Source organism: Streptomyces sp. DSM 116793 (genome assembly GCF_057320905.1).
The window spans coordinates 7,648,361-7,671,664 of the sequence record NZ_CM170494.1 but is presented as its reverse complement, the minus strand read 5'-3'; the positions used below and the strand labels follow the sequence as shown (position 1 = coordinate 7,671,664).

The following is a 23,304-nucleotide window of genomic DNA, read 5'->3' as shown; positions in this document are numbered from 1 at the left end:
CGGCGCCCCGGGCTGCCAGGGGTCAGCTGGGCCCGGCAGCCGAACCCAGCAGGGAGCGAAGCCTTCGGGCCTGCTTGACGAACCGAGCCGACCCGGTCATCGCCGCGATCCGGTCGACCTCCGCAATGGGCCCGCGCGCTCCACAGGCCTGGGCACACTCGACGGCGACAGCCAGGACATCGCCCATCCCTCTGCGATTGGCCTGCTCGCCGAGGAGCCCGGGCAGGGCCGCCGCGAGCACCGACCACATGGTGGAGTGGGCACCCGTGCGCGCGGCGGAGGCGATGGCATCGGCCACCCGGTTCGTCTTGACCGCTCCGAGAGCGGCGAGCTCGGCCAGATCACGGCCGAGCACCGTGGTTTCCAGGTGACCACTCGCGGCCAGGAGAAGGGCGGCGTCGACCGCTGCCGTCCGGTCTTCGGCGCGCTGAGCGCCGAAGCCGTAGGCGAGGGCCAGGTGCATCGCGGGGCCGGCCGGCCCCGGGGCCTCGGCGAGCACGGGAAGATGGAAGGCCGCGCCCCACGAGAGGTCCGCAGCATCGTCGGCGAACCGGTGCAGCAGCCGTGCGGCCAGCCGCTCCCGATCCCCGGGCAGTACGGCGAGCCAGCGCCCTGTGCCGGGGTCCGTCCCTCCCCAGTGGAAACATCTCTGTGTGGGTGGCTGGGGTCGGCCCAGACCACTGAAGGGCGAGCTGAACTCCTTCAGCAGCTGCTCGGATTCCGCGGTGCCCACCATCACTCGCATCAAAGGGCCGTCAGCCTGCCGGTCGACCGGAGGCGCCATGCCGACCAGGGTCCTTTGCTGCTCGGCGGGGGCCAGCCCGCCGTGGGCGAGCCACGAGGCGAGCCTGCGCTCCTCCGCTCCGGCGCCCTCGAAGGTGACGTCCAGGTCCTCGGCCCCCTTGACACGCAGCAGAGCCTGCTCGAAGTCGGCCCTGCCGACGTCGATGCCCCTCTCTCGGTGCTCGTTCAGCCGTTGCAGCAGCACGTGCGCGTCGATCGTCCCGTCATCCCAGGTCGGCGTCGCCAGCAGAAAGGGCGGGCGGTCGTCCTGCACCCGCTGCGCCGTCTCGCGTACCCGGGCCCGTATGACCTCGTCGTAGGCATCCACCTCGCACCGGCGTTCTCCGTCGGAGGCGGTGGGGAGACCGCCGGGGACGACGATGGCGGAGGCGACGAATCCCAGCATGCTCTGCGGGGTGTTCAGCCAGAACCGGGGTGCCTCGTTCCGGGCGGGGTTCAACTGCCGCTCCGCTTCGGAGTACCGCTCGGTCGGTGGCGGATAGCCCGGCATGACCCAGGGATAGCGCCGGCTGACGAGCGGCTCCAGGGCACCCGCCAGGGCGGAGCGGTCCTGATGCGCATGGCGGACGAGGTCGTCCAGAATGCGCTCGAACCGCATGGCGGTGGCGTTGCTCTCGTCCGTGGCCAGGAACTCCGCCACGTCCTCGGCTACCTCTTCCGGTGTCTTTCTGGGGGACGCCGTGGGCTGGGTGACGGCGGCCATCGGCAGCGACTCGTGGTACGTCTGCGGTTCGGCCGCGGCTACCGGCACCGGTTCCCCGAACACGTCGGCGGCCTGGTCCCGGAGCTCCGGATCAAGGTTCTGGGCGGCCGGTGCCAGGACGGCCCGCAGCTCAGGGCCGGCCGAGCCGAGGTACTTGGCGACCAGCTTCAGTGCCCGCGACTGGACATCGGCGTCTTCGTGCCCGAAGGCGTCCGTGACCGCGGGCAGTAGCACCGCGGCACTCGCGGGATTCTCCGCGAGTGCCTTTCCGGCGAAGGTCAGTTGGGCGCGGACCAGGGTCTTCTCCGGGCGGAAGAAGACGCCTCGGGACGCTTCCGCCAGGACTTCCCCGTCCAGCCGCCCGGCTGCCCACAGCCGGCGCAGGTACTCCTGGCCCCTGGCCGCCACCGGCGACGGCGCGTCGGACACCAGTCTGACCCAGTCGCCGCTGTGGTCGGCGAGTTCGTCGTCGGACGGGTCCAGCGCCGCGAGGAGGTCCATGAAGCCCCGAAGGGCCTTGGGGCGTTCACCGCGCAGAAGACGGGACACGGCCCCGTCGATCAGTGACCTTCGGTCCAGCAGCCCTTCAGCGGCCAGCAGGCTCAGCGCGGCCGGCCATCGGTCCTTGGGCCGGAGGTAGGACTCGGCGAACACCGTCCCCACCCCGTCCACCTCGAACAGGCGGGGCACGACGCACTGAGTCCACGGATCGGCCCGTAGCCGCTCCGCGAGCGTCCGGTCGTCCACACGGCTGACCCCGGACGTCCAGGAGCGCACCACTCGATCCGTCGTGGGCAGGGCGGCGCCGGCCTGGCGCGACAGACCCACGATGACGTCATACGCCAGCATGCCGCCGGACTTCTCCGCCAGGCGGCGGGCCAGGTCCTGCGACCATTCCGGGGTGCGGTCGGACAGGATGTCGAGCATCATGGCCCAGATCCATCCTTGGGATTCCGGCGCATATTCTTCCGCGCAGATCCATGACACGGCCGCGGCGGCACCGGTCTGACAGCCCACCCCCGCCAGTTGCAGCGCCATACGACGCCGTTGTGCTTCCGCGGGCGAAGCCCACGGGGCGCTGCGCAACCGGGTCCGCATCTGCTTGAGCTCCACCGAGCAGCTACGGCGCTCGGCGGGGCCGAGCTGCCGCAGGAGGTCGGGTATCCGTTCGACCTGACCCGTCTCCACGGCCGCCAGGAGGGCGGCACTCGCCTCGGGTACGGGCAGCTTCTTCGTAGTGGTCATCGCATGCTCACAGACATAGTCGTTCCTTTACCGGCCATTGCCGCTGTCCTCCCGCTCTCTACCGGCCATCACCGCTGTCCCCCGCTCTCCACCGGCCATCGGCCTTGTTTGCCCGCGCTGCACGATCCGGACGGCGAGGGCGTGTTTGCAGGGGCCCCGATCGCCTCGGTACCTGATCCACCAGTCGCAGGTACACCTCAGAGCGCCCTCGGTCCGCCGCACCCGGTAGACCTGTCCGCCCGAGTCCACCGTGGCCACGTCGCCACCCGCACGCACCTTCCCGGCCGCCACGAGGGCGCGGGCGGATCTCAGCCGTGGATTGTCCCCCTCCACACGCGAGGAGTGGTACGGCAGTTCCCGGTGGAAGAACGCGGACTCCGCGGTGTCGTAACCGATGCGCCCGGACGTCGCCAGCCACATCAGCGCCCCCTTGGCCCGTTCCACGGACAGGCCCAAGCGCTCGGCGAGCTCGCCCGGCTCGACGCGCGGTTCCCAGTCGAGCATCAGAGCAGCCAGTTCCGCGTCCGTGGCGGCGCTGTCCGGGAGGGTTTCGAGAACGCGACCCTCACCCGACAGTCCGCGATCCGCTCCCGGCGACAGGGTGAGGGTCAGCCGCATGCCGGGAAGGACGGCTTCCCAGGCACTGGCGGCACTCCCGGTCCCGCCACCGAGTGCCGGACCGTACACACGCAACTCGGTCATGTACCGCATCACGCGCCGCAATCCCGTCAGACGGTTCGCGTCCGGCAGGCACACGCTTCCCGGTACCGGGCGTACCGTCCGACGCAGTCCTCCGCCACCGCCCGGAGCGAACCATGAGGCAGTACGGCTCCTCCGTGGCGCACCGCTCGGCAGTGACCGCAGAAACGTGATCGCGTCCGCGGCGGCCAACTCCGCCCTGAGGTCGAAACCGGCGGTGATCGCCTGGGTCTCCGCGAATCCCCGCAGCCAGCGGCCAGGCAGTTCGACCTTCTTCTCCACCACCGGGCCGGTCGTCGTGGTGATGGCCAACTCGTCGAGGCCGACCCTCAGATGGAGAGGATCGCGAGCACCGAGCCGGGACAGAGCCTCCCGCAGCGCGTCGTTGAAGTCGACGTTGGTCGTCCCGCGCCCGATGTCGCCGCCGTCCAGACCGCTGCGCAGCACGTCCAGCCGGGCATAAACGCTTCCGCACAGGGAGAACGACTCGAAGCGGAGCCTGTCGCCGTTCCCCGTGATCACCGGATCCACGCCTGGCGGCCGTTTCGGCCAGCGGTAATCCGTGGCGGCGACCTCGGCGACCGACAACAACGCGGCGGAGGCGGCTTGGGGTGACACCAGGAACCCGGTGAAGAAGTGCGGATGGTCCACTGATCCGAGCGGGGTCCGGCCACGTGAGGTCTGCAGTTCCAACGAGGGACCGGCAGCGCGGAGGAGCACCGCGGAACCCCGGGGGTAGCGAAGCGACTGACGCGTCGTACTCATGGCCGGAAGCGTAATCTCGCGCACTGACACCGGAGGGCGGGCCCGGGCACTGCCCCGCCTCGAAGGGGCGCCGTTCGGCGCCGGAACCCCCCGGTACCGCCCAGGGACGCGCCCCCGGCGGATGATGCAGCCTTGTAGTGTCCCGGAGCGCAGGGTTCCGGGACGGCACGCCCACGGCCGGCCCCCGCCGGCGGAACAGGAAGACGTACATGGGTGACCTGCTGCTTGTCCGGCACGGCGAGACCGAGTGGTCGCTCTCGGGACAGCACACGAGCTGGACCGACCTGCCGCTCACCGAGAACGGCCGGGAACGGGCCCGGGCGCTGGCGCCGGTGCTGGCCTCGCTGCCCATCGCCGCGGCCTACACCAGCCCGCTGCGGCGAGCCCGCCAGACCGCGGAGCTGATCGGGCTCGGCGACGCACACGTGGACCCCGACCTGCACGAGTGGGACTACGGAGGCTACGAGGGGATCACCACCGCCGACATCCACCGGACCCGGCCCGACTGGTTCCTCTTCACCGACGGGGTCGCCGAGGGCCCGCCGGGGCACCCCGGCGAGAGCCCCGAGGACGTGGGGGCGCGCGCCGACCGGATGCTGGCCAAGGTCGACAAGGCGCTCCGCGAGGAGCCCGGCCCCATCGTGTTCGTCTCCCACGGCCACTTCCTGCGCGTCCTCACCGCCCGCCGCCTCGGCCTGCCGCCGTCCGCGGGCGCCCTCTTCCAGATCGCGACGGGCACGGTGTGCACCCTCAGCACGGAGCACGACCGGCCGGTGATCTCCGGCTGGAACGTCAGTCCCCGGCCGTAGCCTGAAAGGTGCCGGGGTGGGACGGACCACGGGACGGACCACGGGACGGACCGAGGTCGTCGGCGGACCGCCGGAGGGACCCGGTGCGGGCGCGGGACGGACCGGGGCCTCGGCACACCGCGGAGGAACCAAGGGGCGGGAGGAGCCGGTGGCCAAGGTGCCGAGCGCCGCGCAGCGGCGGATCATCGAGGCGGCGGACCCGCAGACGGGCCGCCTCAGCGGCCCGGCGGGCCAGCTCGCCGCACTGGTCCGCCTCGGCCTCGCCTTCCGCCACCCCCGCCCGCCTAACGACACCTTCCTCACCCCGGAGGGCCACCGCACCCGGCAGGCGGCCACCCGGCCGCGTCCCGCAGCCCGAGCGGAGCAAGCCGCCCGGGGCGGGCCCGGCCCCGGCCCGGCCCCCGCCCCCGGAACCGACTCCGCGGACGCCGTCTTCGCCGCCCGCACCGGGGACGAGCCGGCGCCGGACGAGAGCCCCGAGCGGGCCCGGCAGGTGCGCAGCGCCTGGCAGGGGCTGATCGAACTGCGCCGGATGACGCACCCGGACGCCGCCACCGACCGCCCCTGCGGCTGGGAGCGGACGCACCTGGTACGGGCCGCCGCCCTGGCGCTGGAGTCGGCCGGGTGCCGTCCCGCCGTCGCCGGCACCGGCGGCTACCGGGTGACACCGACGCCCCAGCCGGAGGCCGTCGCCGTCCACGCGCCGACCGCCGCCCAACTCCGCGCCTGCGCCGCCGCCCTGGAGCGCGCGGGCTGGCAGCCCGGCGAGCACACCGACCGCACGACCGGCGCCCGTTTCCTGCTGGCCTCGCCCCGCCGGGCATGACCGACGACGGCGCGATACCGGGCGCTCACACGCGGCGCCTAAGATAAGCAAGCGCTCAGAAACCAGCAGCGGCACCTCCCGCGCCGCCTCTCGCCATACCGAGGAGAGCAGCATGTCCCAGCCGACCACCGGCCCCGAGTCCCCCGCGCCCCGGCCGCCCTTCTCCGTGCCGATCACGGTCCGCGGCTATGAGACCGACACCCAGGGCCACCTCAACCAGAGCGTGTACCTCCAGTACGCGGAGCACGCCCGCTGGTCGATCCTCGCGGCGGCCGGCATCCGGCAGCAGGACCTGGTGGGCAGGGGGGTGGGGCCGGTGGCCCTGGAGACCACCATCCGTTTCCTCAAGGAGTTGCGGGCGGGTGACGAGACGGCGATGACGTGCCGGTTCGAGTGGGGCGCCGGCAAGACCTTCCGGATCGTGCAGACCCTTACCAAGACCGACGGCACCATCGCCGCGGAGATCACGGCCCTCGGCGGGCTGCTGGACCTGACGGAACGCCGGATGGTCCCCGACCCGCACGGCTTCCTCCGCAAGCTCGCCACCGACCCGGACGTGCTGGACGGCTGAGGGCCCGGTGGCGTCCGGGGGTCCGGTGAGCGGCTGAGGATCCGATGGACGGCTGTGAGTCCGGTGGACGGCTGAGGATCCGGTGGACGGCTGTGGGTCCGGTGGACGGCTGTGGGTCCGGCGGACGAGGGCGCGCCGGGCGCTGGCGGTCCGCCGGACCGCCGCTCGCTCCCAACTCCCGCCCCCCGACGGGTAGGCGTCGCGCCCCAAACTCTGGTAGGAAACCTTCCTAACAGTGTGGCGCGGCCGCGGCACGCGGCTCGCCACGCGTACGGCACGACCCACCGGTGCGCCCCACGCACCGGCACGACCCACCCCCTCATGGAGGTCACGTGCACTCCCCCCACACCCACCGCCCCCGTCGGCGGGCGATGCTCACCCTGATGGGCGCCGCGCTGGTCGCCGGGCCGGCCGCGCTGCTGGCCGGCCAGTCCGCGAGCGCGGAGGGCCGCGGCTCCGCGGCTGCCGCGGCCGGCGGACTCGACGACCCGGAGAAGAAGGAGATCGCGATGCAGCTGGTCTCCAGCGCGGAGAACTCCTCACTGGACTGGAAGGCCCAGTACGGCTACATCGAGGACATCGGCGACGGCCGCGGCTACACCGCGGGCATCATCGGCTTCTGCTCCGGCACCCACGACATGCTGGAGCTGGTCGAGCTCTACACGGAGCGGGTGCCGGACAACCCGCTCGCGCCCTTCCTGCCCGCCCTGCGCGAGGTGGACGGCTCCGACTCGCACGACGGTCTCGACCCCGGGTTCACCGACGCCTGGCGGGAGGCCGCGCAGGACGAGGCGTTCCAGCAGGCCCAGAACGACGAGCGGGACCGGGTGTACTTCAACCCCGCGGTCAGCCAGGGCAAGGAGGACGGGCTCGGGGTCCTCGGGCAGTTCGCGTACTACGACGCCATCGTGATGCACGGTGGCGGGGACGACCCGACCAGCTTCGGTGCGATCCGGCAGCGCGCCCTGGAGCAGGCGAGCACCCCCGCGGACGGCGGTGACGAGGTCGCCTACCTCAACGCCTTCCTGGACGCCCGGGTCTGGGCGATGAAGCAGGAGGAGGCACACTCGGACACCAGCCGGGTGGACACCGAGCAGCGGGTCTTCCTGGACGCGGGCAATCTCAATCTGGATCCGCCGCTGGACTGGCACGTCTACGGCGACCCGTACCACATCGGCTGACGGGCAGGCCGTAGCGCAGACGGACGGCGGCCCAGTGATCTCGGGCATCCGGGCCGCCGTCTCCGTCCCCGACCCGCGCGGGTCCGCCCCGTGGCGTTTCGTTCCCGGCCACCCACCGGTGGGATTTCCCGCGCAGTTCCCGGCGCCGCTCACTGGTTCCGCTGGGCCTGGCGATGGACGAGGGTGGCCGGCCCTTGTGGTCCGCGCTCGCCGTGCCAGGAGTTCCAGAGGCGTGCGTATGCACCCCCAGCCGCGACCAGGGCGTCGTGGTGTCCCAGTTCGGTGAGCCGGCCCCCTTCCATGACGGCCACCCGGTCGGCGTCGTGTGCCGTGTGCAGCCGGTGGGCGATGGCCAGGACCGTTCGGCCTTCGAGTACGGCCGAAAGCGCGCGCTCGGTGTCACGAGCCGTCGTCGGGTCCAGCAGGGCGGTGGCCTCGTCGAGAACGACGGTGTGAGGATCCGCGAGCACGACGCGGGACAGGGCCAGCTGCTGGGCCTGGGCGCTGTCGAGCCGGTACCCCGGGGTTCCGACTTCGGTGTCCAGGCCGTCCGGCAGTTCGTCCGCCCAGACGGCGCCGACCGCGTGGAGTGCGGCGAGGAGCTCGGCGTCGGACGCCTGCGGTTCGGCGATCAGCAGGTTGTCACGGACGGACGCGTGGAACACGTGGTGTTCCTGGGTCACCAGGGCTATGTGGCGTCGCAGCTGCTCCGGCGGCAGGTCCGAGACCGGCACGCCGCCCACGGTCACGGAGCCGGTGTCCGGGTGCTCGATTCCGGCCAGGAGGCGGCCCAGCGTGGACTTTCCCGCGCCCGACGGTCCGACGATGGCAAGGCGCTCTCCCGGCCGCACCTCCAGGTCGACGCCGTGCAGGACATCATGCCCGGCGCCGTAGGCGAAACGGACATGGTCGACGTCGATCCGGTCGTTCGCGGGTTCGGCCGCGGGCGCCGGGTGCGAGCGCGGGAGGTCGCCGAGCCCTTCGAGCCGCGCACATGACGCCGCGCTGATCTGGAGCTGATCGATCCAGATCTGCATCGTCTCCAGAGGACCGGCGAGCTGCCGCAGGTACAAGGCGGAGGTGACCACCGCACCGAGGCTGATCGTGCCGTGGTCGTACAGTGCGCCGCCGACGAGCAGGACCGCGACGAGCGGCAGGACGCAGGAGACGTCGATGGTCGGGTACAGCACCGTGCGGAGCGCCAGGGCACGCAGGCGGCTCTCCCGGGATCGCCCGATGGCCTCGGCGCTCGCCTCCAGGCGGCGTTGCCGAAGGCGCAGCGCCTCGACGGTACGCGCTCCCTGAACGGTACTGACCAGGACGTCGGCGAGGACCGAGTTGGCCTCTCCCAGGGCGAGGTAGGCGCTCCGAGCGCGCCTCAGATACCAGCGGGTCGCCACCACGATGCCGAGCAGGCCGACCACTCCGCAGGCACCGAGCAGTGGATCCACGAGGAAGACGGCGACGATGACGAACAGTGCCTGGAGAATGGCGATGAGTATGTCCGGTACGGCATCGCGCATGCTCACGGTGACGTTGTTGACGTCACCGGAGCCCCGTGCGGCCAGGTCGCCGGTGACGATGTGTTCCAGGGTGCCGGCGAAGATGTCCGCCTCGTTCTCCGCGACCAGGACACGTGCACGGAAGCGCTGGATGGCGATGCTGTCGAGGCGGATTCCGCCCCAGGTCGCCTCTGACCGGCTGAACCGTCCCAGGCGGTCGACGATGCCCGCGGTATCCGCCGGTCGCGCACCCGACAGGGCGGTCAGCCGGCCGGTGGCGACCTCGATTCCGGACTGCGGGTCGTGCAGGTCCGCGGGACCCGCGGGTCCCTTTCCGCACACGGCTTCGGTCCTGCCCGCGGCGTCCCGCCCCAAGCGGAGCAGAGCTATGACCCGCCGGGCGGACACCACGGCCTGGGAGAGGTTCGATCCGCTTTCGATCAGCTCCGCGATGGGGATGACGAGGACGGCGACGTAGCCGTACACAGCAATCAGGTCGCCGACCGAGATGGTGCGCTCGGAGGCCATCCGCGCGGCCAGCCACGTGACGACTGCCAGGAAGATCAGTGGCAGGCCGGCACCGAGGGAGGGGATCCAGCTGGAGACGGCCCCCACCCGGTAGCCCTCGTCGCGCAGCTCCCGGGAGCTGCGCAGGTAACGCGCGGCGAACAGATCCTTCCCGCCGATTCCGTTGAGAACGCGCAACCCCTGCACGATGTCGACCAGCGAGGTCGTCAGCTCGCCCTGCCGAGCTCGGTAGACCGAGCCCACCTGCCGCAGCCGTCCGAGCGGCGGCCCCACGAGCACCGCGACCACGGGCGCCCCCAGCATGACGATCAGCGTGATCAACGGCGAGATGTTCAGCAGCAGTACGGCCACCACGATGTAGGCGATGACCGCGCCCACCCCGGGACCGACGACGGTCAGACTGGTGCTGATCACCCACACGTCACCGATGCCGATCGTGGCCACTTCACCGGCCGACACCTTGCTGACGGAACTGGCGCCGAGCTTCGTGGACCGTTCGACTACTGCGTTCAGCGTCCGGAAGGCTCCGTCCATGCGGACCTTGGTCATCGTACGGTGCCACGCGATGGCACGTAGGCATGCAGCACGCCCATCGCCGACAGCACCAGAACCCAGCCGACGAGCGACGAGAACCGCCGGTGCCGCAGACCGTCGTCGATGGCGAAGGAGAGTACGTACGGCGGCACTGCCAGACCGAGCATCCAGAGGGTGCCGAGCGCCGCCGCGAGGAGGACCCGCCATCGCTGACCGCTCACCAGCCACCACAGGAACCGGCCCGCGCCGCGCAGGTCGCCATCGCCGGGCGGTTCGTAGTCGCTCATGGTTCGAACGCCGTTCGGCCGGCAGCCCTCCGCCGGGGCGGAACGGCCTCGCCAGGCGAGACGGCCCGGGACATCGTGGTGATCGCCACGGTGATGGCGCACCTGCCGGAGAGATCGAACAAGTTGAACTCCCGTCGGACGGAGCGTTGACCTGACCGATCGCGCGTCGGATTGGCAGCGGACACCTTATCCCGCCAGTCGACGACACATCGCCGACAGGCAGTTGACCGTCTTCCTTCCGGGGGCCCGGACCGGACGGGAGGCGTCCAGGGAGGTGCGGCGCGCGCCGCGTACCCGCACCTCCCGGGAGCTCCGGGCGCGGAGGCCGTCCACACCCGAGGGCCGCAGGCCATCCCCTCCGGCCGGGTCCTGGCGCGTGCTCAGGCGAGCCCGGCGAGGCGCGCGAGGCGCCGCGCCTCGTCCCGGGTGGCCCGCGCGACGGCGTCCTCGTCGACGCCCAGCAGGCGGCCGTGCTCGGTGACGGGCCGGCCGCCGACGAGGGAGAGCGTGACGGGCGCCGGGGCGCCGAAGACGAGGGCGGTGACCGGGTCGGCGATGGAGGCGTGCGCGAGGGTGTCCATCCGCCACAGCACGAGATCGGCGAGCTTGCCGGGCTCCACGGAGCCGATCCGGTCGGCGCGACCGAGCACCGCCGCGCCGCCGTGGGTGCCGAGCCGCAGCGCCTGCCGGGCGCCGAGGGCCCGTTCCCGGTGCGGCCCGAGGCGGTTCACGAGCAGGGCGTTCCGCAGCTCGGTGTGGAGTTCGCCGGCCTCGTTGGAGGCGGTGCCGTCCACGCCGAGGCCGACCGGGACGCCCGCGGCGAGCAGGTCGGGCACCCGGGCGATGCCGGCGGCGAGCCGGGCGTTGGACGATGGGCAGTGCGCGACACCCGTGCCGGTGCGGGCGAACGCCGCGATGTCGGAGTCGTTCATGTGGACGCAGTGCGCCATCCACACGTCGCCGCCGAGCCATCCGGTGCTCTCGAAGTAGTCCGTGGGGCCCATGCCGAACCGCTCGTGGCAGAACTTCTCCTCCTCCACCGTCTCCGAGCCGTGCGTGTGCAGCCGCACCCCCCTGCGACGGGCGAGCTCGGCGCTCCGCCTGAGCAGTTCGGTGGAGACGGAGAACGGCGAGCAGGGCGCCACGGCGATCTGCGTCATGGCGTCGGGCGACGGGTCGTGGTGGGTGCCGATGGCCTCCTCGGTGGCGGCGAGCGCGCCGTCCAGGGACTCCACGGCGAAGTCCGGCGGCAGCCCGCCGTCCGACTCGCCGAGGTCCATGGAGCCGCGGGCCAGCGTGAGGCGGACACCCAGCCCGGCCGCCGCCCGGACGATCGCGCCGGTCAGGTCGCCGGCGCCCCTCGGGTAGACGTAGTGGTGGTCCACGGCGGTGGTGACGCCACCGCGGACCATCATCGCCAGCGAGCCCTGCGCGGCGGCGTGGGCCATCTGCTCGTCGATCCGGCCCCAGACGGGGTAGAGCGCGCTGAGCCAGTCGAAGAGGTTGTGGTCGGTGGCCAGGCCCCGGGTGAGCCACTGGTAGAAGTGGTGGTGGGTGTTGACCAGACCCGGGGTGAGCAGGTGCCCGGTGCCGTCGATCCGGCGGGCGGCCCCGTCCCGGCCGGCCGGCGCGGGGCCCGGGCCGACGGCCTCGATGGTGTCCCCCGCGATGACCACATGCCCCGAGGCGTACTCGGTGTCCTGGGCGTCGACGGTCGCGATCGCGCAGTTCTCGATGACGAGGCGCTGGGGTGCCGTGGGTGCCATGGGTGCGTGCGTCCTCATTTCTCTCGCGTGCCGGACGGGTGCCCCGTACCGGCGGTCCGACGCCCGGGGCCTCGGCGGGCGGGGTCAGAGGTTGGTCAGGTCGGCGGGGATGCGGGCCTCGCGGCCCGCGCGCAGCACGGTGCCCTCGATCAGGCCGTAGGGACGGTCGGCGGCGAAGTAGACCTCGTTGTCGTTGGTGAGGCCGAAGGGTTCGAGGTCGACGAGGAAGTGGTGCTGGTTGGGCAGCGAGAACCGCACCTCGTCGATCTCCGGCCGGTGGTCGATGATGCGGGCTCCCATCTGGTACAGCGTCTGCTGGAGGGAGAGTGAGTACGTCTGAGCGAAGGCTCGCAGGAGGTGCTTCCTGGCCTCGCGGTACGACGCGTCCCAGTCGGGCGCCGGCTCCCCGCCCATCCAGCCGAACCGCCAGCAGCCGGTGACCCGGGTGGCGAGGATGCGGTCGTACGCCTCCGGGAGGGTCGTGTACCGGTCCTTGGTGTAGCCCCGGAACTCCGAGTCGGTGGAGTTCATGACGGTCAGGTCGCGCAGTCCCGAGACGACCTCCCAGCTGTCCCCGTCGAAGGTGACCTGGGTGGTGCGCGTCTCCCGGCCGCCGCGGACGAACGAGTGCGGGGCGGGGGCGGCGTCCGCTCCGCCGGGGCCCGGCGGGCCGGCCGCGCCGCCGGGGGTGTCCGCGGCGGCGGTGTCTGCGACGGGCGCTTCCGCGCCGTGGGCGTGCGCGCCGGGGCCGCGCTCCGGGTCACGGGAGATCTCGATGCGCTCCCAGGCGTACTCCTCGATCCTGATCCTGGCCCGGTGGATGGCGTCCTGGGAGGTGACGAAGTGCCGGGCCAGGTGTATGCCGAACTGCTCGGCGGACTCGATGCCGTGCTCCTTGGCGAAGGCGAACACGGTGTTCTTGGTGGTGTCGGTGGGCAGCACGTGGGCGTTGGAGCCGGAGTAGTGCACGTCCGCCATGTCGCCGGAGAGGGCGACGGAGACGTTCAGGTCCTTGATGTGGTGGGTGGCGCCGTCGCGGGTGATCCGCACCACGCGGTTCTCCGCCTTGCCGTACTGGTTCTGCCCGAGCAGCACGGGCCGTTCGCCCGCGGACGGCGGGGCGGTGCCGCTGTCGGTGTCGGTGGGGTGGGCGCCGGCGGCGCGGGAGTCGGTGGTCATGTCCTCGCTAGCTCCCTCGGTAGACGGAGTAGCCGAACGGGCTGAGCAGCAGTGGAACGTGGTAGCGCTCCCCCGGTGCGACGGCGAAGGCGACCGTCACCTCCGGGAAGAACGCACCGCTGTCCCCCGCGCGGCCTACGGCGTGGCTGCCGGTGTCGAAGGTGAGCCGGACCTGGGCGGTGCCGGGCGGCGGCGCGGGCAGGTCCCGGCACCGGCCGTCCGCGTCGGTGCGGGAGGCGCCCACCGGTGTCCAGGCGGCGCCGTCGCCGGGGCGGGCGGCGAGCGTGACCGGCACGCCCGCCGCGGGGCGGCCCGCCGCGGTGTCCAGGACGTGCGTGGACACCGTGGCGCCCGCGACCCGGGTGGTGTGCGGGGCCGGTGTGGCGTGCGGGTCCCGCGGGGGTGTGCTGCCGGTGGTCACGCGCTCTCCTCTCCGGCCGCCGCGAGCCGGGTCAGACGGATCCGGTTGATCTTTCCCAGCTCGGCGCGGACGATCTCGCGCTCCCGGGCCGGGGGGTTGCCGAGCCGGGCCGTGAGGGCGTCCCGCAGTTCCTCGGCGCCCAGGCCGGTGGCGCAGACCAGGAAGACGTGCCCGAACCTCTCCTGGTAGGCCAGGTCGAGGGCGAGCACCTCCGCCTTCAGCCGCTCGGACGCGCTGGCCATGCCCGCCTGCTCGCGGGCCGAGACGGCGTCGCCCGGTGCGGGCCGGCCGATCGGCGGGTGCCCCGCCATCGCCTCGGCCAGATCGGTGCGGGTCAGCGCGGCGGTGGCGGCGTCCGCTGCGGCGAGCAGGGCGTCGACGGTCGGATACGGTCGCGCGTCGAGCAGGGCGCGCGTCCAGGCGGTCGAGGAGCACACGCCGTAAAGCACGGTGGTGGCGGCGTCCGCGGGGAGGGCGTTCAGCCGCGCGAGCCCCGCGGGTGTACCCCGGGCGGGCCCGGTGGGGCCCTGCGCAGACGTCATCACGGTGGCCTCCGGCCAGGTTCACGGGACGGGCTGGGCTGCGTCCATCCCATACCCCCGACCAGGGATCGTCAACACTTTGTTGAATTCCGCCGCGGGTCCCCGCGCCTCCGGATCGGGGCCGCGCCCCGGTAGGGGTCCGGAGGGCAGGCGCTGTCGCATGCGGACCACCGGCCGGTAGTGGGTTGCCCGCGCCCGCGCGGCGGAGCCGCATATCGGCACAGTCCCGCGGCCCCTTTCCGGCGCACCGTGGGCGCACGGGCGCCCTAAGTGCCCTTCGCCTGCTCCCTAGGGTCCTCGCCCCTTCATGACGTCGTTCCCTTCGTCTAGCGGTAGTTCGTTAATTCCGGTGGTGGCGTGGGTTGACGGCAGGGCGGGTTGGTCGTAGGCCGGTGGTAGAAGTCGACTGCCGTTTCTAGGGGCTGCAGATGACCGCGCGCCGTCCGTGTCCGCCTGCGCCGGGGCCGTTGGAGGAGTACGCGGCCCGGTTCGACGACCTCTTCTTCAGCCTGGCCCAGCGGCGGGGGTTTCGCGAGTACCTGACCGGGCTGCTGGCGCCACGGGAGCGGAACAAGACGATCACCTGCCTGGCAGGCGCGGAGCCGGTGGCCGGTGCGGGGATGCCGGGGGTGCAGCGGCTGCAGTTCTTCCTGTCCGAGTCCCCCTGGGAGACCGAGCAGATCAACGACCGGCGGCTTGAACTGCTGCGCGAGCAACCGGCGACGGCTCCACACGACGGCGGGGTCATCGTGATCGACGACTCCGGGGACCGCAAGGACGGCACGGCCACTGCGCATGTGGGCCGGCAGTGGCTGGGCCGGTTAGGAAAGACGGACAACGGCATCGTCACGGTAACCACGGTGTGGACCGACGGCCGCGTGTACTACCCACTGCACGCGACTCCCTACACGCCCGCCCATCACTTCGCCCGCGGCCGCTCGGATCCGGCCTTCCGTACGAAACCGCAGCTGGCCGCTGCCCTCGCGGCCCGCGGGAAGGAGGCGGGCTTCGGCTGCCGGGCGGTGGTCGCCGACTGCGCCTACTCGGTCAGCGACGACTGGTACCTTGCACTGCGCGACGCCGGCCTGGCCTACGTGGTCGCGCTCAAGCCGCACCGCGGCACCTGGGCTCCGGCCGACCAGCCGCACACCCCCATCGAGGCCGCCCACTCCCTGACCTGGAAGGATGCCAAGAGTCCAGGCGACTGGACGCCCGTGGAGCGTCACTTCCGCGACGGGCACACCGAGACCTGGTGGGCCGCTGACGCCTGCCTGGGCGGCTACGGCCCCGACTCACCCTGCCGCCTGGTCATGGCCACCACCGACCCGGCCACGTTGCCCGAGAAGGCCACCTGGTACCTGGCCACCAACCTGCCCCACCCCGACGCACCCCACGCCGCCAGCAGCCCGCACCCGCCGGCCGGCCTCACCGAGATCATCCGCCTCTACGGCCTGCGCCCGTGGATCGAGCAGAGCTACAAGCAGGTCAAGGACGAACTCGGCTGGGCCGACTTCCAAGTCCGCTCCGACCGCGCCATCCGCCGCCATCAGACCCTGGTCAACTGCGCCTTCTCCTTCTGCTGGGACCACTGGTTCGCCCCACCCGGACCCCTGGATGCCACCGCGCCGGACCCGTACCCCGACGAGGGGCCAGAGAGGGGGCCCAGCCAAACCCCACCGGTCCCAACAGCCTTGCTGGCCCAGAGCGTTACGGGCCATCCGTTCCTGGCTCACCCCCGCCATCACCCTCAACCGGTGGTGGCAAGCCTGGACGGACAAAGCCCCACCCTCCGAGCTCCAGGCCCTGATCGACGCCGTCACTACGGGACACAGACTTGACCTCTACTGCCGGAATTAACGAACTACCGCTAGAGATCTTCATGGCTGGAGTTACGGCGGTTGGAAGTCGAGGCCGGTCTTGGTGGTGAGACCGTCGATGAGGCCGGGTCGGTACTGCATCTGTTTGAGCCGGGTCTTCACCAGCACGGTGAGCTGGTCGAGGCTGTGTTTGGTGAGGTTGGTCAGGGACCGTTTCAGGTGTGACCACACGCCCTCGACCGGGTTGAACTCGGGTGCGTACGGCGGCAGCTGGTAGACGGTCAGCCATAATCGAGCGTCGACCAGCTGCCGCATGGTGCGGCTGACGTGCGTGTTCAGATTGTCCCAGACCAGGACGATCGGACCGCCGAGCTGCTGGTGTGCGGCGTCCAGCAGGCGGGCGTAGTCGCTCTCGGTCAAGCCCTTGCGCCGGCCTTTGGCTGGGCCGCGGTCGAGGTGGATGCGGTAGATCAGCCGGGGCCGGTGCAATGCCGCGTAGTTAAGAATGCGGCTCGGCTCGTCAAGCCCGGTTCGCTGTACGCGTGCTAGCGGTGCTGATGGAACGGGACCTCTGGTAGGGCAGAGATCGACCAAGATCTTCCTGCTGTGAGAGGTCCCCGTTGCGTGATCAGTGTGCCACCATGGCACCCGCTCACACCGATTCCGCCCGCGATGCCGTCTTCCTGCCGGGGCATCTAGGTGAGCTGACCCGTTTCATCCCCGCCGAACTTGTCGACGCGATTATTGAGGAGACGCGAACGCGGCAGAAGCGGCTGCGGCGGCTGCCCTCGCGTGTCGGGGTGTACTTCATGCTCGCGTTGGCGCTGTTCCCCTCTGTGGGATACAGGCGGGTCTGGGACAAGCTGGTGGCCGGCTCGCGGACCTCCGGTTCGTACCGCCCCAGCGAAAAGGCTCTTCGTGATCTGCGTCGTCGCCTTGGTGCCGCCCCGTTGAGATCTTTGTTCGAGGTCCTGGCGGGTCCGCTGGCACAGCCCAGGACTCCAGGAGTGTGCTATCGCCGCTGGCGCACGGTCGCCTTCGACGGGTGCAGTTCTGTCAGGGCCCCGGACCAGGAACGAAACCATGGCTGGCTGGGACGCCGACCGGGAAGCCGGCTGGGGTGGGCCGGCTACCCGATCGTGCAGCTGATGACCCTGTGCGAGACCGGTACCCGTGGCCTGCTGGGAGCGGTTTTCGGTCCCACGTGTCATAGAGAGGTCTTCTATGCAGACAAGCTGCTGAACCTCCTGTCACCGCGGATGCTGTTGCTGGCCGACCGGGCCTTCGACACCAACGACTTTCTGGCCTCCGTGTCCGGCACCGGCGCCCAGTTCCTGATCCGGCTCACGCCGCGCCGTCGCCCGGCCGTGTTGGCTGTACTGCCCGATGGCTCCTACCTCACCCGGCTGGGCACACTCAAAGTCCGCGTCATCGATGCCGACCTCACGCTGGTCACCAGCGGCGGCATCCGGCTGTCCGACCACTACAGGCTGGCCACCACCCTGCTCGACCACCGCCGGGATCCCGCCGACATCCTGACCCGCCTCTATCACGAGCGCTGGGAGATCGAGTCGGCCTACTACGCCTTGCGCCACACTCTGCTCGACGGGCGGGTCCTGCGCTCCACGGACCCGGTCGGACTGGAGCAGGAACTGTGGGCCCAGCTCGCGCTCTACCAAGCACTGCGGGCCGCGATGGTGGAGGCAGTGGAGTCCGTCCCGGGAACCGACCCAGACCGCGCCAGCTTCCTCATCGCACTGGAGAGCGCTCGCAACCACACCATCACCGCCCACGCCATACCACCCGACAAGCGGGTCACGACCGTCAGCGCCATCGGGCAAACTGTGCTGGCTCACCTGCTGCCGAAGCGGCGTCCCCGCATCAGCCAGCGCAGAGTCAAAGGGGACTGCTGCAGGGTTGGGTGACACCTGACCTGGCTTGCTGAGAGGCGGCCTGGAAGGATGTTGCAGTGCCCAAGCCGTATCCGAAGGAGTTCCGCGAGGACGTCGTGCGGGTCGCGCGCAACCGCGAGCCCGGCGTCACGCTGGAACAGATCGCCGCCGACTTCGGCGTCCACCCGATCACGCTCTCGAAGTGGCTGCGCCGCGCCGACACCGACGAGGGCGCCAGGCTCGCAACGACGTCGGGCGAGGCGGCCGAGCTACGCGAGGCCCGTAAGCGGATCCGGTTGCTGGAGCAGGAGAACGAGGTGCTCCGGCGGGCAGCGGCGTATCTGTCACAGGCGAACCTGCCGGCAAAATGATGTACCCGCTCGTCCGCGAGCTGGCCGCCGCCGATGCCCCTCACCGGGTGCCGGTGGCGGTGACGTGCCGGGTGCTGAGGCTGGCACGCCAGCCCTACTACCGGTGGCTGGCCTGCCCGGTCACCGACGCCGAGCTGGCCGAGGCGTATCGGGCCAATACCCTCTTCGACGCACACCGCGACGATCCCGAGTTCGGTCACCGGTTCCTGCTCGACGAGGCCCGTACTGCCGGTGAGCCGATGGCCGAGCGGACCGCCTGGCGGATCTGCCGGGACAACGGCTGGTGGAGCGCCTTCGGCAAGCGCAAAGGCCGCGGCAAGAACGCCAAGGCTGGGCCGCCGGTCCACGATGACCTGGTGCGGCGCGACTTCACCGCCGACGGGCCGAACCGGTTGTGGCTCACGGACATCACCGAGCACACCACCGGCGAGGGCAAGCTCTATCTGTGCGCCGTCAAGGACGCCTTCTCGGGGCGCATCGTGGGCTATTCCATCGACGCCCGCATGCAGTCCCGCCTCGCCGTGGCCGCGTTGGAGTCCGCCGTCGCCCGCCGCGGCCAGGTGGCCGGGTGCGTGGTGCATTCGGACCGCGGCTCGCAGTTTCGGTCACGGAAATTCGTCGCCGCTCTCGTCCGCCACGGACTGGCCGGCTCGATGGGTCGGGTCGGCGCAGCGGGCGACAACGCTGCGATGGAAAGCTTCTTCGCGCTGCTGCAGAAGAACGTCCTCGACCGCCGTACCTGGGCCACCCGTCAGGAGTTGCGGACCGCGATCGTGACGTGGATAGAGCGCACCTACCACCGGCGCCGACGCCAGAGACGCCTGGCCCGTTTGACCCCCGTCGAGTACGAGATCATCATGACCCCACCTGCAGCACTGGCTGCATAGACCCCCGCTGTCACCCGATCATGCAGCAGTCCCATCCCTTGCCCGGGAAACGGGCTGCCTCGTCCACGTCAACGCCTACATGACTCCTGGTGGGTCGCACGGGCTTAGGTACCACTACGACCCGTATGTGACGCTGATCGTCCAAGTCGCTGGTCAGAAGACGTGGCCGATTCACCCGCCGGTCGTCGACAACCCCATGACCGAACACGGGAACTTCTTGGAGCGTGGATTCACGCACCAGGAGCGCATGTATCTGGCCAACACACCGCCTGCTCAGGAGTACACGTTGCGCCCCGGAGACGTGTTCTGGCTACCCCGCGGCTACCTTCACTCCCCCCACGCCAGTGGGGGCAGCACCTCCCTACATCTGACGTTCGCACTCAAGGAACGTACCCGCCAATGGGTGGCTGAGCAGGTGGCCAGTGAAGTGCTCGAACAGGCCATCGTCGATCCAGCCATGCGCGAGGGACTGACGCCAGCACAACTGTTCTCTACACCCGCCATCGCGGTGAAAGAGGCCCGAAAGTACCTGTTGGGTGCCCTCCTTCAACTCGACCAAGTCGCTATGGGTGACCGACTTCAGCGTGTCGCGCGTCAGTACCCCTGATGTCAGTGGGTCGCGCTAGCTTTCTGCCCTTCCTCCAGCTCAGCACCAGGAGCCAGCCACGGTGACAACCCACTGGCACGCATACAAGTACACCGGCCGTGCTCATACGGATGGTCAGGTCCGAAGGGGTGAAGCACCGGCCAAGTACCCCCCATTCGAGCTGAAGGACTGGTTACTATGCCCCGCGCTCAACGCTCGGTCAGACCCCTGGGAACGACGTGGTATTTGGCTACTACACGAAGGCGCGAGCCTACGTGTCACTGGCCCTCATCGCCTGCCCGAGACGTAGGATGAGCCCTTTGGAGACCATGGTTCCTAGTTGCCCGCGCCCACCAAGATGAAATCACTTGGCGGCAGCCCGAGGCCTCCGCACAGTGCGGGGCCTCCGGGTTGGAACGGGGCCCCTACCAAGGCAGAGGGATCCTACGAACCGTTGCCCCGGACTCTTGCTGTGCCAGCAGCGGGCGCGCCCTTGGCTGTCTTCGGGGCCTTGGTGGACCGTCAGCCTCTTCTAGGTACGCGAGTAGACGGAGCCGATCCCTCGGGTTGCATGGACATGACAGCCACGGCTAACTGCTCGGCTGTTTCCGCAGGTGAAGGGCCCTGAGTCACTGCGGATCACCGCTGCCTTTAGCCCGCTGCTCCTCTTGGGAACGCACGTAGTTATACACGGTGAACCTGCTCACGCCCAGAGCACTCGCGACGGTCTCCACGCCGTGCCGCACCGCGAACGCGCCGCGTGCCTCCAGGTGCCGTACGACCTTCTGCTTCGTCCTGCGGTCGAGGTCCGCGAGCGGACCGTGCTCGCGCTCCAGTGCCGTGAGGATGCGGTCGAGGGAGTCGGCGAGCTGGGGCAGCCGGACGGCCACGACCTGTCTGCCCTGCCAGGAGAGCACGATGTCGTCGGCGGCGGCTTGGGCGGGCGGCAGCATCTCGCCGCCCATGGCGTCCACCAGCGGTTTCACGGCCCGGGCGAACGGGTCGTCGGTGCGGCCGGTCAACGGCCCGCCTCCGCGACGACGTTGACCTGGAGCGAGACGCGGGTGGCGCCCGCGTCGAGGGTGCGGCGCAGCAGGGTGTCGATGGCGCCCAGTACGGCGGGCGCGTCCCCCTCCACGGTGTTTCCGAACGGGCCGACGTCGACGGCGTCCAGGTCCGCGGCCTCGATGACCTCGCGGGCGACCAGGGCGTGGCCGGGCGGCTCGTCCAGGTCGAAGGGTTCGGTCGTGAACTCCACTGTCAATCGCACGGTGCCCCCAGGATCCTCACTGCGACCTGCGCGTTCTCTCAGTCCCTGCGTGAGAGGGCACATCCGGGCCGTTCCCCTGCGGGCGTTGGGCCGCATCGCCGCGCAGTGTGCCCCGGTCGCTCCGACACGACCTTAACGGACTTGCCGGGGCCGGTCGGCTGGCCGGCCAGTCGGTCAGCCGGTGAGCCTCTGGATGCCGAGGGTGGTGATGAGCGCGAGGCGTTCCCCGTCCGGGGTGCCGGGCTCGGCCGTGTAGACCATGAGGCGCAGATCGCTGCCGGCCACGCTGAGCACGTCGCAGTCCAGCGTCACCGGACCCGCCTCGGGGTGTTCGACGGTCTTGCGTGCGGCCTCGTGCCGGCCGACGGCGCCCGTGTCCCACAGCTCGGCGAACCTGGCGCTCTTCGTGCGCAGCTCCGTGATCAGCTCCCTCAGGCCCTGGTCGGCCGGGTACCGGGCGGCGGTCGCCCGCAGGTCGGCCACCTGTGCCGCCTCCAGGTCGCGCCGCTCCCGCGGGCTCAGCCGGACCCGGGAGCGGGGGCCCAGGAAGGTGCGCCACACGCCGTTGCGCTCGTGGCCGCGCCAGCCGGACGGGTCGCCCATCAGCGCCGCGTACGACGGGTTGGCCAGCAGCAGCGTCCAGGTGGCGTCGTAGACCCCGACGGGGACGCCGGCCAGCCTGTCCAGCATCCGCTGGACGCTCGGAGTGAGGTACGCGGGCACCACCTCGGGCCCCGGCGCCACCAGACCGGCCGTCCGGAACAGGTACGCACGCTCGTCCGCCGACAGCCGCAGCGCCCGCGCCAGGGCCTCGACCACCTGCGGTGACGGGTTGGTGGCCCGGCCCTGCTCCAGGCGGATGACGTAGTCGACGGAGATCCCGGCCAGCAGCGCCAGCTCCTCGCGGCGCAGCCCGGGCGCGCGCCGCTGACCGCCGACGGGCAGCCCGGCCGCCTCCGGGGGGACCTGCTCCCGCCAGCGCCGCACCGCCGTGCCGAAGTCCCCTGCCGGCTTGCCGGTCGATTCCCCTGTGGTCACGCAGCCAGTGTGCACCCGCCGCCGGGCGGTCCACCTGGTACCGGCAGTCCCAGGAAGACCGGGGTCCTGGCCGGCCACGCCGCCGCGCCGCACTCTGGACGGCATGACGACAACACTGATCACCGGAGCGAACAAGGGTCTCGGCTTCGAGACCGCCCGCCGGCTCATCGCGGCGGGCCACACCGTCTACATCGGCAGCCGGGACGCCGAGCGGGGCCGCCGGGCCGCCCGGGAGCTGGGCGCGCGGCTCGTCGTGCTCGACACCACCGACGACGCGTCGGTGGCCGCCGCGGCGCGGACCATCGAGGCCGACGGCGGCCTGGACGTCCTCGTCAACAACGCCGGCGTCGAGGAACGGGGCCCGGGCAACAGCATCATCGGCCCCGCGGACGTGACCGCCGACATCATGCGCCGGACGTTCGAGACGAACGTCTTCGGCGCGGTGCGGGTGCTGCACGCGTTCCTGCCGCTCCTGGAGCGGTCCGCGGCACCGGTCGTGGTCAACGTCAGCAGCGGGCTGGCGTCGCTGACCCGGATCACCACGCCCGGCACCCCCACGCACACCTACCCCGGCGTCGCCTACCCGGCGTCCAAGACGGCCGTGAACGTCATCACCATCCAGTACGCGAAGGCGTTCCCGAACATCCGGATCAATGCGGTCGAGCCCGGCTTCACCAAGACCGACCTGAACGGCAACACCGGCACGCAGACGGTCGAGGAGGGTGCCGAGATCATCGTGCGGATGGCCCGGATCGGCCCGGACGGCCCGACCGGCGGCTACTTCGACGCGGAGGGCACGCTTCCCTGGTGACCCGGGCGCCCACGGCATCCCCGGACCCGACGGCCCGTCGTGGCCGGTCGCGCAGTTCCCCGCGCCCCCGGGTGGGCCGGGGCCGGCCCCAACGCAGGGCCGCGCCCCGAAAGGGGCGCGGGGAACTGCGCGCGCAACCACCCACCCGCCGGTGGACCGGCAACGACGGAAACAGCCCCTTTGGGACGTCCCCCACTGCCTGAAGGGCGTGGGAGGCACCCCAAGACCCGACGGTCTCGTCGTGGCTGATCGCGCAGTCCCCCGGACACC

At 71.2% G+C, this 23,304-nt stretch carries 19 protein-coding genes and 3 pseudogenes; 9 read left to right on the top strand and 13 right to left on the bottom strand.

Translation table 11 applies throughout. The features are described from left to right. Positions 1-22: 22 nt before the first annotated feature. Complete coding sequence (locus ACSMXW_RS30125) at positions 23-2,752, bottom strand: DUF6493 family protein (protein WP_485800959.1); 2,730 nt, start codon at positions 2,750-2,752, stop codon at positions 23-25. A 27-nt stretch (positions 2,753-2,779) separates the two neighbouring features. Beyond that, positions 2,780-4,216, bottom strand: coding sequence for an SWIM zinc finger family protein (locus ACSMXW_RS30120; protein ID WP_485800958.1), 1,437 nt, complete (start codon positions 4,214-4,216; stop codon positions 2,780-2,782). A 209-nt stretch (positions 4,217-4,425) separates the two neighbouring features. Between ACSMXW_RS30120 and ACSMXW_RS30115 the strand changes: the two genes are divergently transcribed. The 4 genes from ACSMXW_RS30115 (at position 4,426) to ACSMXW_RS30100 (ending at position 7,603) form a co-directional block, all read left to right on the top strand. Then, positions 4,426-5,025, top strand: coding sequence for a histidine phosphatase family protein (locus ACSMXW_RS30115; protein WP_485800957.1), 600 nt, complete (start codon positions 4,426-4,428; stop codon positions 5,023-5,025). A 148-nt stretch (positions 5,026-5,173) separates the two neighbouring features. Further along, positions 5,174-5,851 (top strand): hypothetical protein, encoded by a 678-nt coding sequence (locus ACSMXW_RS30110; RefSeq protein ID WP_485808413.1) that lies wholly within the window; start codon positions 5,174-5,176, stop codon positions 5,849-5,851. A gap of 112 nt (positions 5,852-5,963) precedes the next feature. Next, positions 5,964-6,422: an acyl-CoA thioesterase gene (locus ACSMXW_RS30105; protein ID WP_485800956.1), complete on the top strand. Its 459-nt coding sequence runs from the start codon at positions 5,964-5,966 to the stop codon at positions 6,420-6,422. Between the two features lie 332 nt (positions 6,423-6,754). Further along, positions 6,755-7,603, top strand: coding sequence for a chitosanase (locus ACSMXW_RS30100; RefSeq protein ID WP_485800955.1), 849 nt, complete (start codon positions 6,755-6,757; stop codon positions 7,601-7,603). 149 nt (positions 7,604-7,752) lie between these two features. Here ACSMXW_RS30100 and ACSMXW_RS30095 read toward each other — a convergent pair whose 3' ends face one another. The 7 genes and pseudogenes from ACSMXW_RS30095 to uraD all read right to left on the bottom strand — a co-directional run bounded on the left by ACSMXW_RS30095 (position 7,753) and on the right by uraD (position 14,362). Further along, complete coding sequence (locus ACSMXW_RS30095; RefSeq protein ID WP_485808411.1) at positions 7,753-9,564, bottom strand: ABC transporter ATP-binding protein; 1,812 nt, start codon at positions 9,562-9,564, stop codon at positions 7,753-7,755. Between the two features lie 12 nt (positions 9,565-9,576). Continuing rightward, positions 9,577-10,167 (bottom strand): annotated as a pseudogene (locus tag ACSMXW_RS30090) (ABC transporter transmembrane domain-containing protein); the annotation flags it as partial. A gap of 11 nt (positions 10,168-10,178) precedes the next feature. After that, positions 10,179-10,454: a hypothetical protein gene (locus ACSMXW_RS30085; protein ID WP_485800954.1), complete on the bottom strand. Its 276-nt coding sequence runs from the start codon at positions 10,452-10,454 to the stop codon at positions 10,179-10,181. A gap of 380 nt (positions 10,455-10,834) precedes the next feature. Continuing rightward, complete coding sequence (locus tag ACSMXW_RS30080; protein ID WP_485800953.1) at positions 10,835-12,220, bottom strand: 8-oxoguanine deaminase; 1,386 nt, start codon at positions 12,218-12,220, stop codon at positions 10,835-10,837. 84 nt (positions 12,221-12,304) lie between these two features. Then, complete coding sequence (pucL, locus tag ACSMXW_RS30075; RefSeq protein ID WP_485800952.1) at positions 12,305-13,399, bottom strand: factor-independent urate hydroxylase; 1,095 nt, start codon at positions 13,397-13,399, stop codon at positions 12,305-12,307. 7 nt (positions 13,400-13,406) lie between these two features. After that, positions 13,407-13,742 carry a hydroxyisourate hydrolase gene (gene uraH / locus ACSMXW_RS30070; protein WP_485808409.1) on the bottom strand — a complete coding sequence of 112 codons (336 nt, stop codon included), beginning with the start codon at positions 13,740-13,742 and terminating at the stop codon, positions 13,407-13,409. Between the two features lie 74 nt (positions 13,743-13,816). Beyond that, positions 13,817-14,362, bottom strand: coding sequence for a 2-oxo-4-hydroxy-4-carboxy-5-ureidoimidazoline decarboxylase (gene uraD, locus ACSMXW_RS30065; protein ID WP_485800951.1), 546 nt, complete (start codon positions 14,360-14,362; stop codon positions 13,817-13,819). A 428-nt stretch (positions 14,363-14,790) separates the two neighbouring features. Between uraD and ACSMXW_RS30060 the strand changes: the two genes are divergently transcribed. Next, positions 14,791-16,200, top strand: coding sequence for an IS701 family transposase (locus ACSMXW_RS30060; RefSeq protein ID WP_485800950.1), 1,410 nt, complete (start codon positions 14,791-14,793; stop codon positions 16,198-16,200). A 51-nt stretch (positions 16,201-16,251) separates the two neighbouring features. Here the strand turns inward: ACSMXW_RS30060 and ACSMXW_RS30055 are convergent. Further along, positions 16,252-16,668, bottom strand: a pseudogene (locus tag ACSMXW_RS30055) (transposase); the annotation flags it as partial. Between the two features lie 152 nt (positions 16,669-16,820). Between ACSMXW_RS30055 and ACSMXW_RS30050 the strand changes: the two are divergent. The 3 genes and pseudogenes from ACSMXW_RS30050 to ACSMXW_RS30040 all read left to right on the top strand — a co-directional run. Continuing rightward, positions 16,821-18,080 (top strand): annotated as a pseudogene (locus tag ACSMXW_RS30050) (IS4 family transposase); the annotation flags it as partial. Between the two features lie 68 nt (positions 18,081-18,148). Then, a protein-coding gene (locus ACSMXW_RS30045) for an IS3 family transposase (RefSeq protein ID WP_485797810.1) occupies positions 18,149-19,329 on the top strand; the annotation gives its coding sequence in 2 pieces (ribosomal slippage) (positions 18,149-18,433 and positions 18,436-19,329; 1,179 coding nt in all). After that, the gene (locus ACSMXW_RS30040; RefSeq protein WP_485808408.1) at positions 19,310-19,936 is read left to right on the top strand and encodes a JmjC domain-containing protein; all 627 of its coding nucleotides are present in this window, start codon (positions 19,310-19,312) and stop codon (positions 19,934-19,936) included. Before ACSMXW_RS30045 ends, ACSMXW_RS30040 begins: the two co-directional genes overlap by 20 nt. Positions 19,937-20,544: 608 nt before the next feature. On the opposite strand, the gene ACSMXW_RS30035 is transcribed toward ACSMXW_RS30040, so the two are convergent. The 3 genes from ACSMXW_RS30035 to ACSMXW_RS30025 all read right to left on the bottom strand — a co-directional run bounded on the left by ACSMXW_RS30035 (position 20,545) and on the right by ACSMXW_RS30025 (position 22,223). Continuing rightward, on the bottom strand, positions 20,545-20,937 hold the full coding sequence (locus ACSMXW_RS30035) for a helix-turn-helix domain-containing protein (protein WP_485800949.1): 393 nt from the start codon (positions 20,935-20,937) through the stop codon (positions 20,545-20,547). Next, entirely contained in the window at positions 20,934-21,185 is a 252-nt protein-coding gene (locus ACSMXW_RS30030) for a YkoF family thiamine-binding protein (RefSeq protein ID WP_485800948.1), read from the bottom strand. The genes ACSMXW_RS30035 and ACSMXW_RS30030 overlap by 4 nt, the downstream gene beginning before the upstream one ends. 174 nt (positions 21,186-21,359) lie before the next feature. Further along, a complete protein-coding gene (locus ACSMXW_RS30025) occupies positions 21,360-22,223 on the bottom strand; it encodes a helix-turn-helix domain-containing protein (RefSeq protein WP_485800947.1) in 864 nt (287 codons plus the stop codon). A gap of 103 nt (positions 22,224-22,326) precedes the next feature. Between ACSMXW_RS30025 and ACSMXW_RS30020 the strand changes: the two genes are divergently transcribed. Next, positions 22,327-23,034 carry an SDR family NAD(P)-dependent oxidoreductase gene (locus tag ACSMXW_RS30020; protein WP_485800946.1) on the top strand — a complete coding sequence of 236 codons (708 nt, stop codon included), beginning with the start codon at positions 22,327-22,329 and terminating at the stop codon, positions 23,032-23,034. The last annotated feature ends 270 nt before the right edge of the window (positions 23,035-23,304 follow it).

Bases quoted from the DNA above. Each gene is read 5' to 3' on its own strand.
- ACSMXW_RS30125 (WP_485800959.1), bottom strand. From the start codon at position 2,752: ATGACCACTACGAAGAAGCTGCCCGTACCCGAGGCGAGTGCCGCCCTC.
- ACSMXW_RS30120 (WP_485800958.1), bottom strand. From the start codon at position 4,216: ATGAGTACGACGCGTCAGTCGCTTCGCTACCCCCGGGGTTCCGCGGTG.
- ACSMXW_RS30115 (WP_485800957.1), top strand. From the start codon at position 4,426: ATGGGTGACCTGCTGCTTGTCCGGCACGGCGAGACCGAGTGGTCGCTC.
- ACSMXW_RS30105 (WP_485800956.1), top strand. From the start codon at position 5,964: ATGTCCCAGCCGACCACCGGCCCCGAGTCCCCCGCGCCCCGGCCGCCC.
- ACSMXW_RS30085 (WP_485800954.1), bottom strand. From the start codon at position 10,454: ATGAGCGACTACGAACCGCCCGGCGATGGCGACCTGCGCGGCGCGGGC.
- ACSMXW_RS30080 (WP_485800953.1), bottom strand. From the start codon at position 12,220: ATGGCACCCACGGCACCCCAGCGCCTCGTCATCGAGAACTGCGCGATC.
- pucL (WP_485800952.1), bottom strand. From the start codon at position 13,399: ATGACCACCGACTCCCGCGCCGCCGGCGCCCACCCCACCGACACCGAC.
- uraD (WP_485800951.1), bottom strand. From the start codon at position 14,362: ATGACGTCTGCGCAGGGCCCCACCGGGCCCGCCCGGGGTACACCCGCG.
- ACSMXW_RS30060 (WP_485800950.1), top strand. From the start codon at position 14,791: ATGACCGCGCGCCGTCCGTGTCCGCCTGCGCCGGGGCCGTTGGAGGAG.
- ACSMXW_RS30020 (WP_485800946.1), top strand. From the start codon at position 22,327: ATGACGACAACACTGATCACCGGAGCGAACAAGGGTCTCGGCTTCGAG.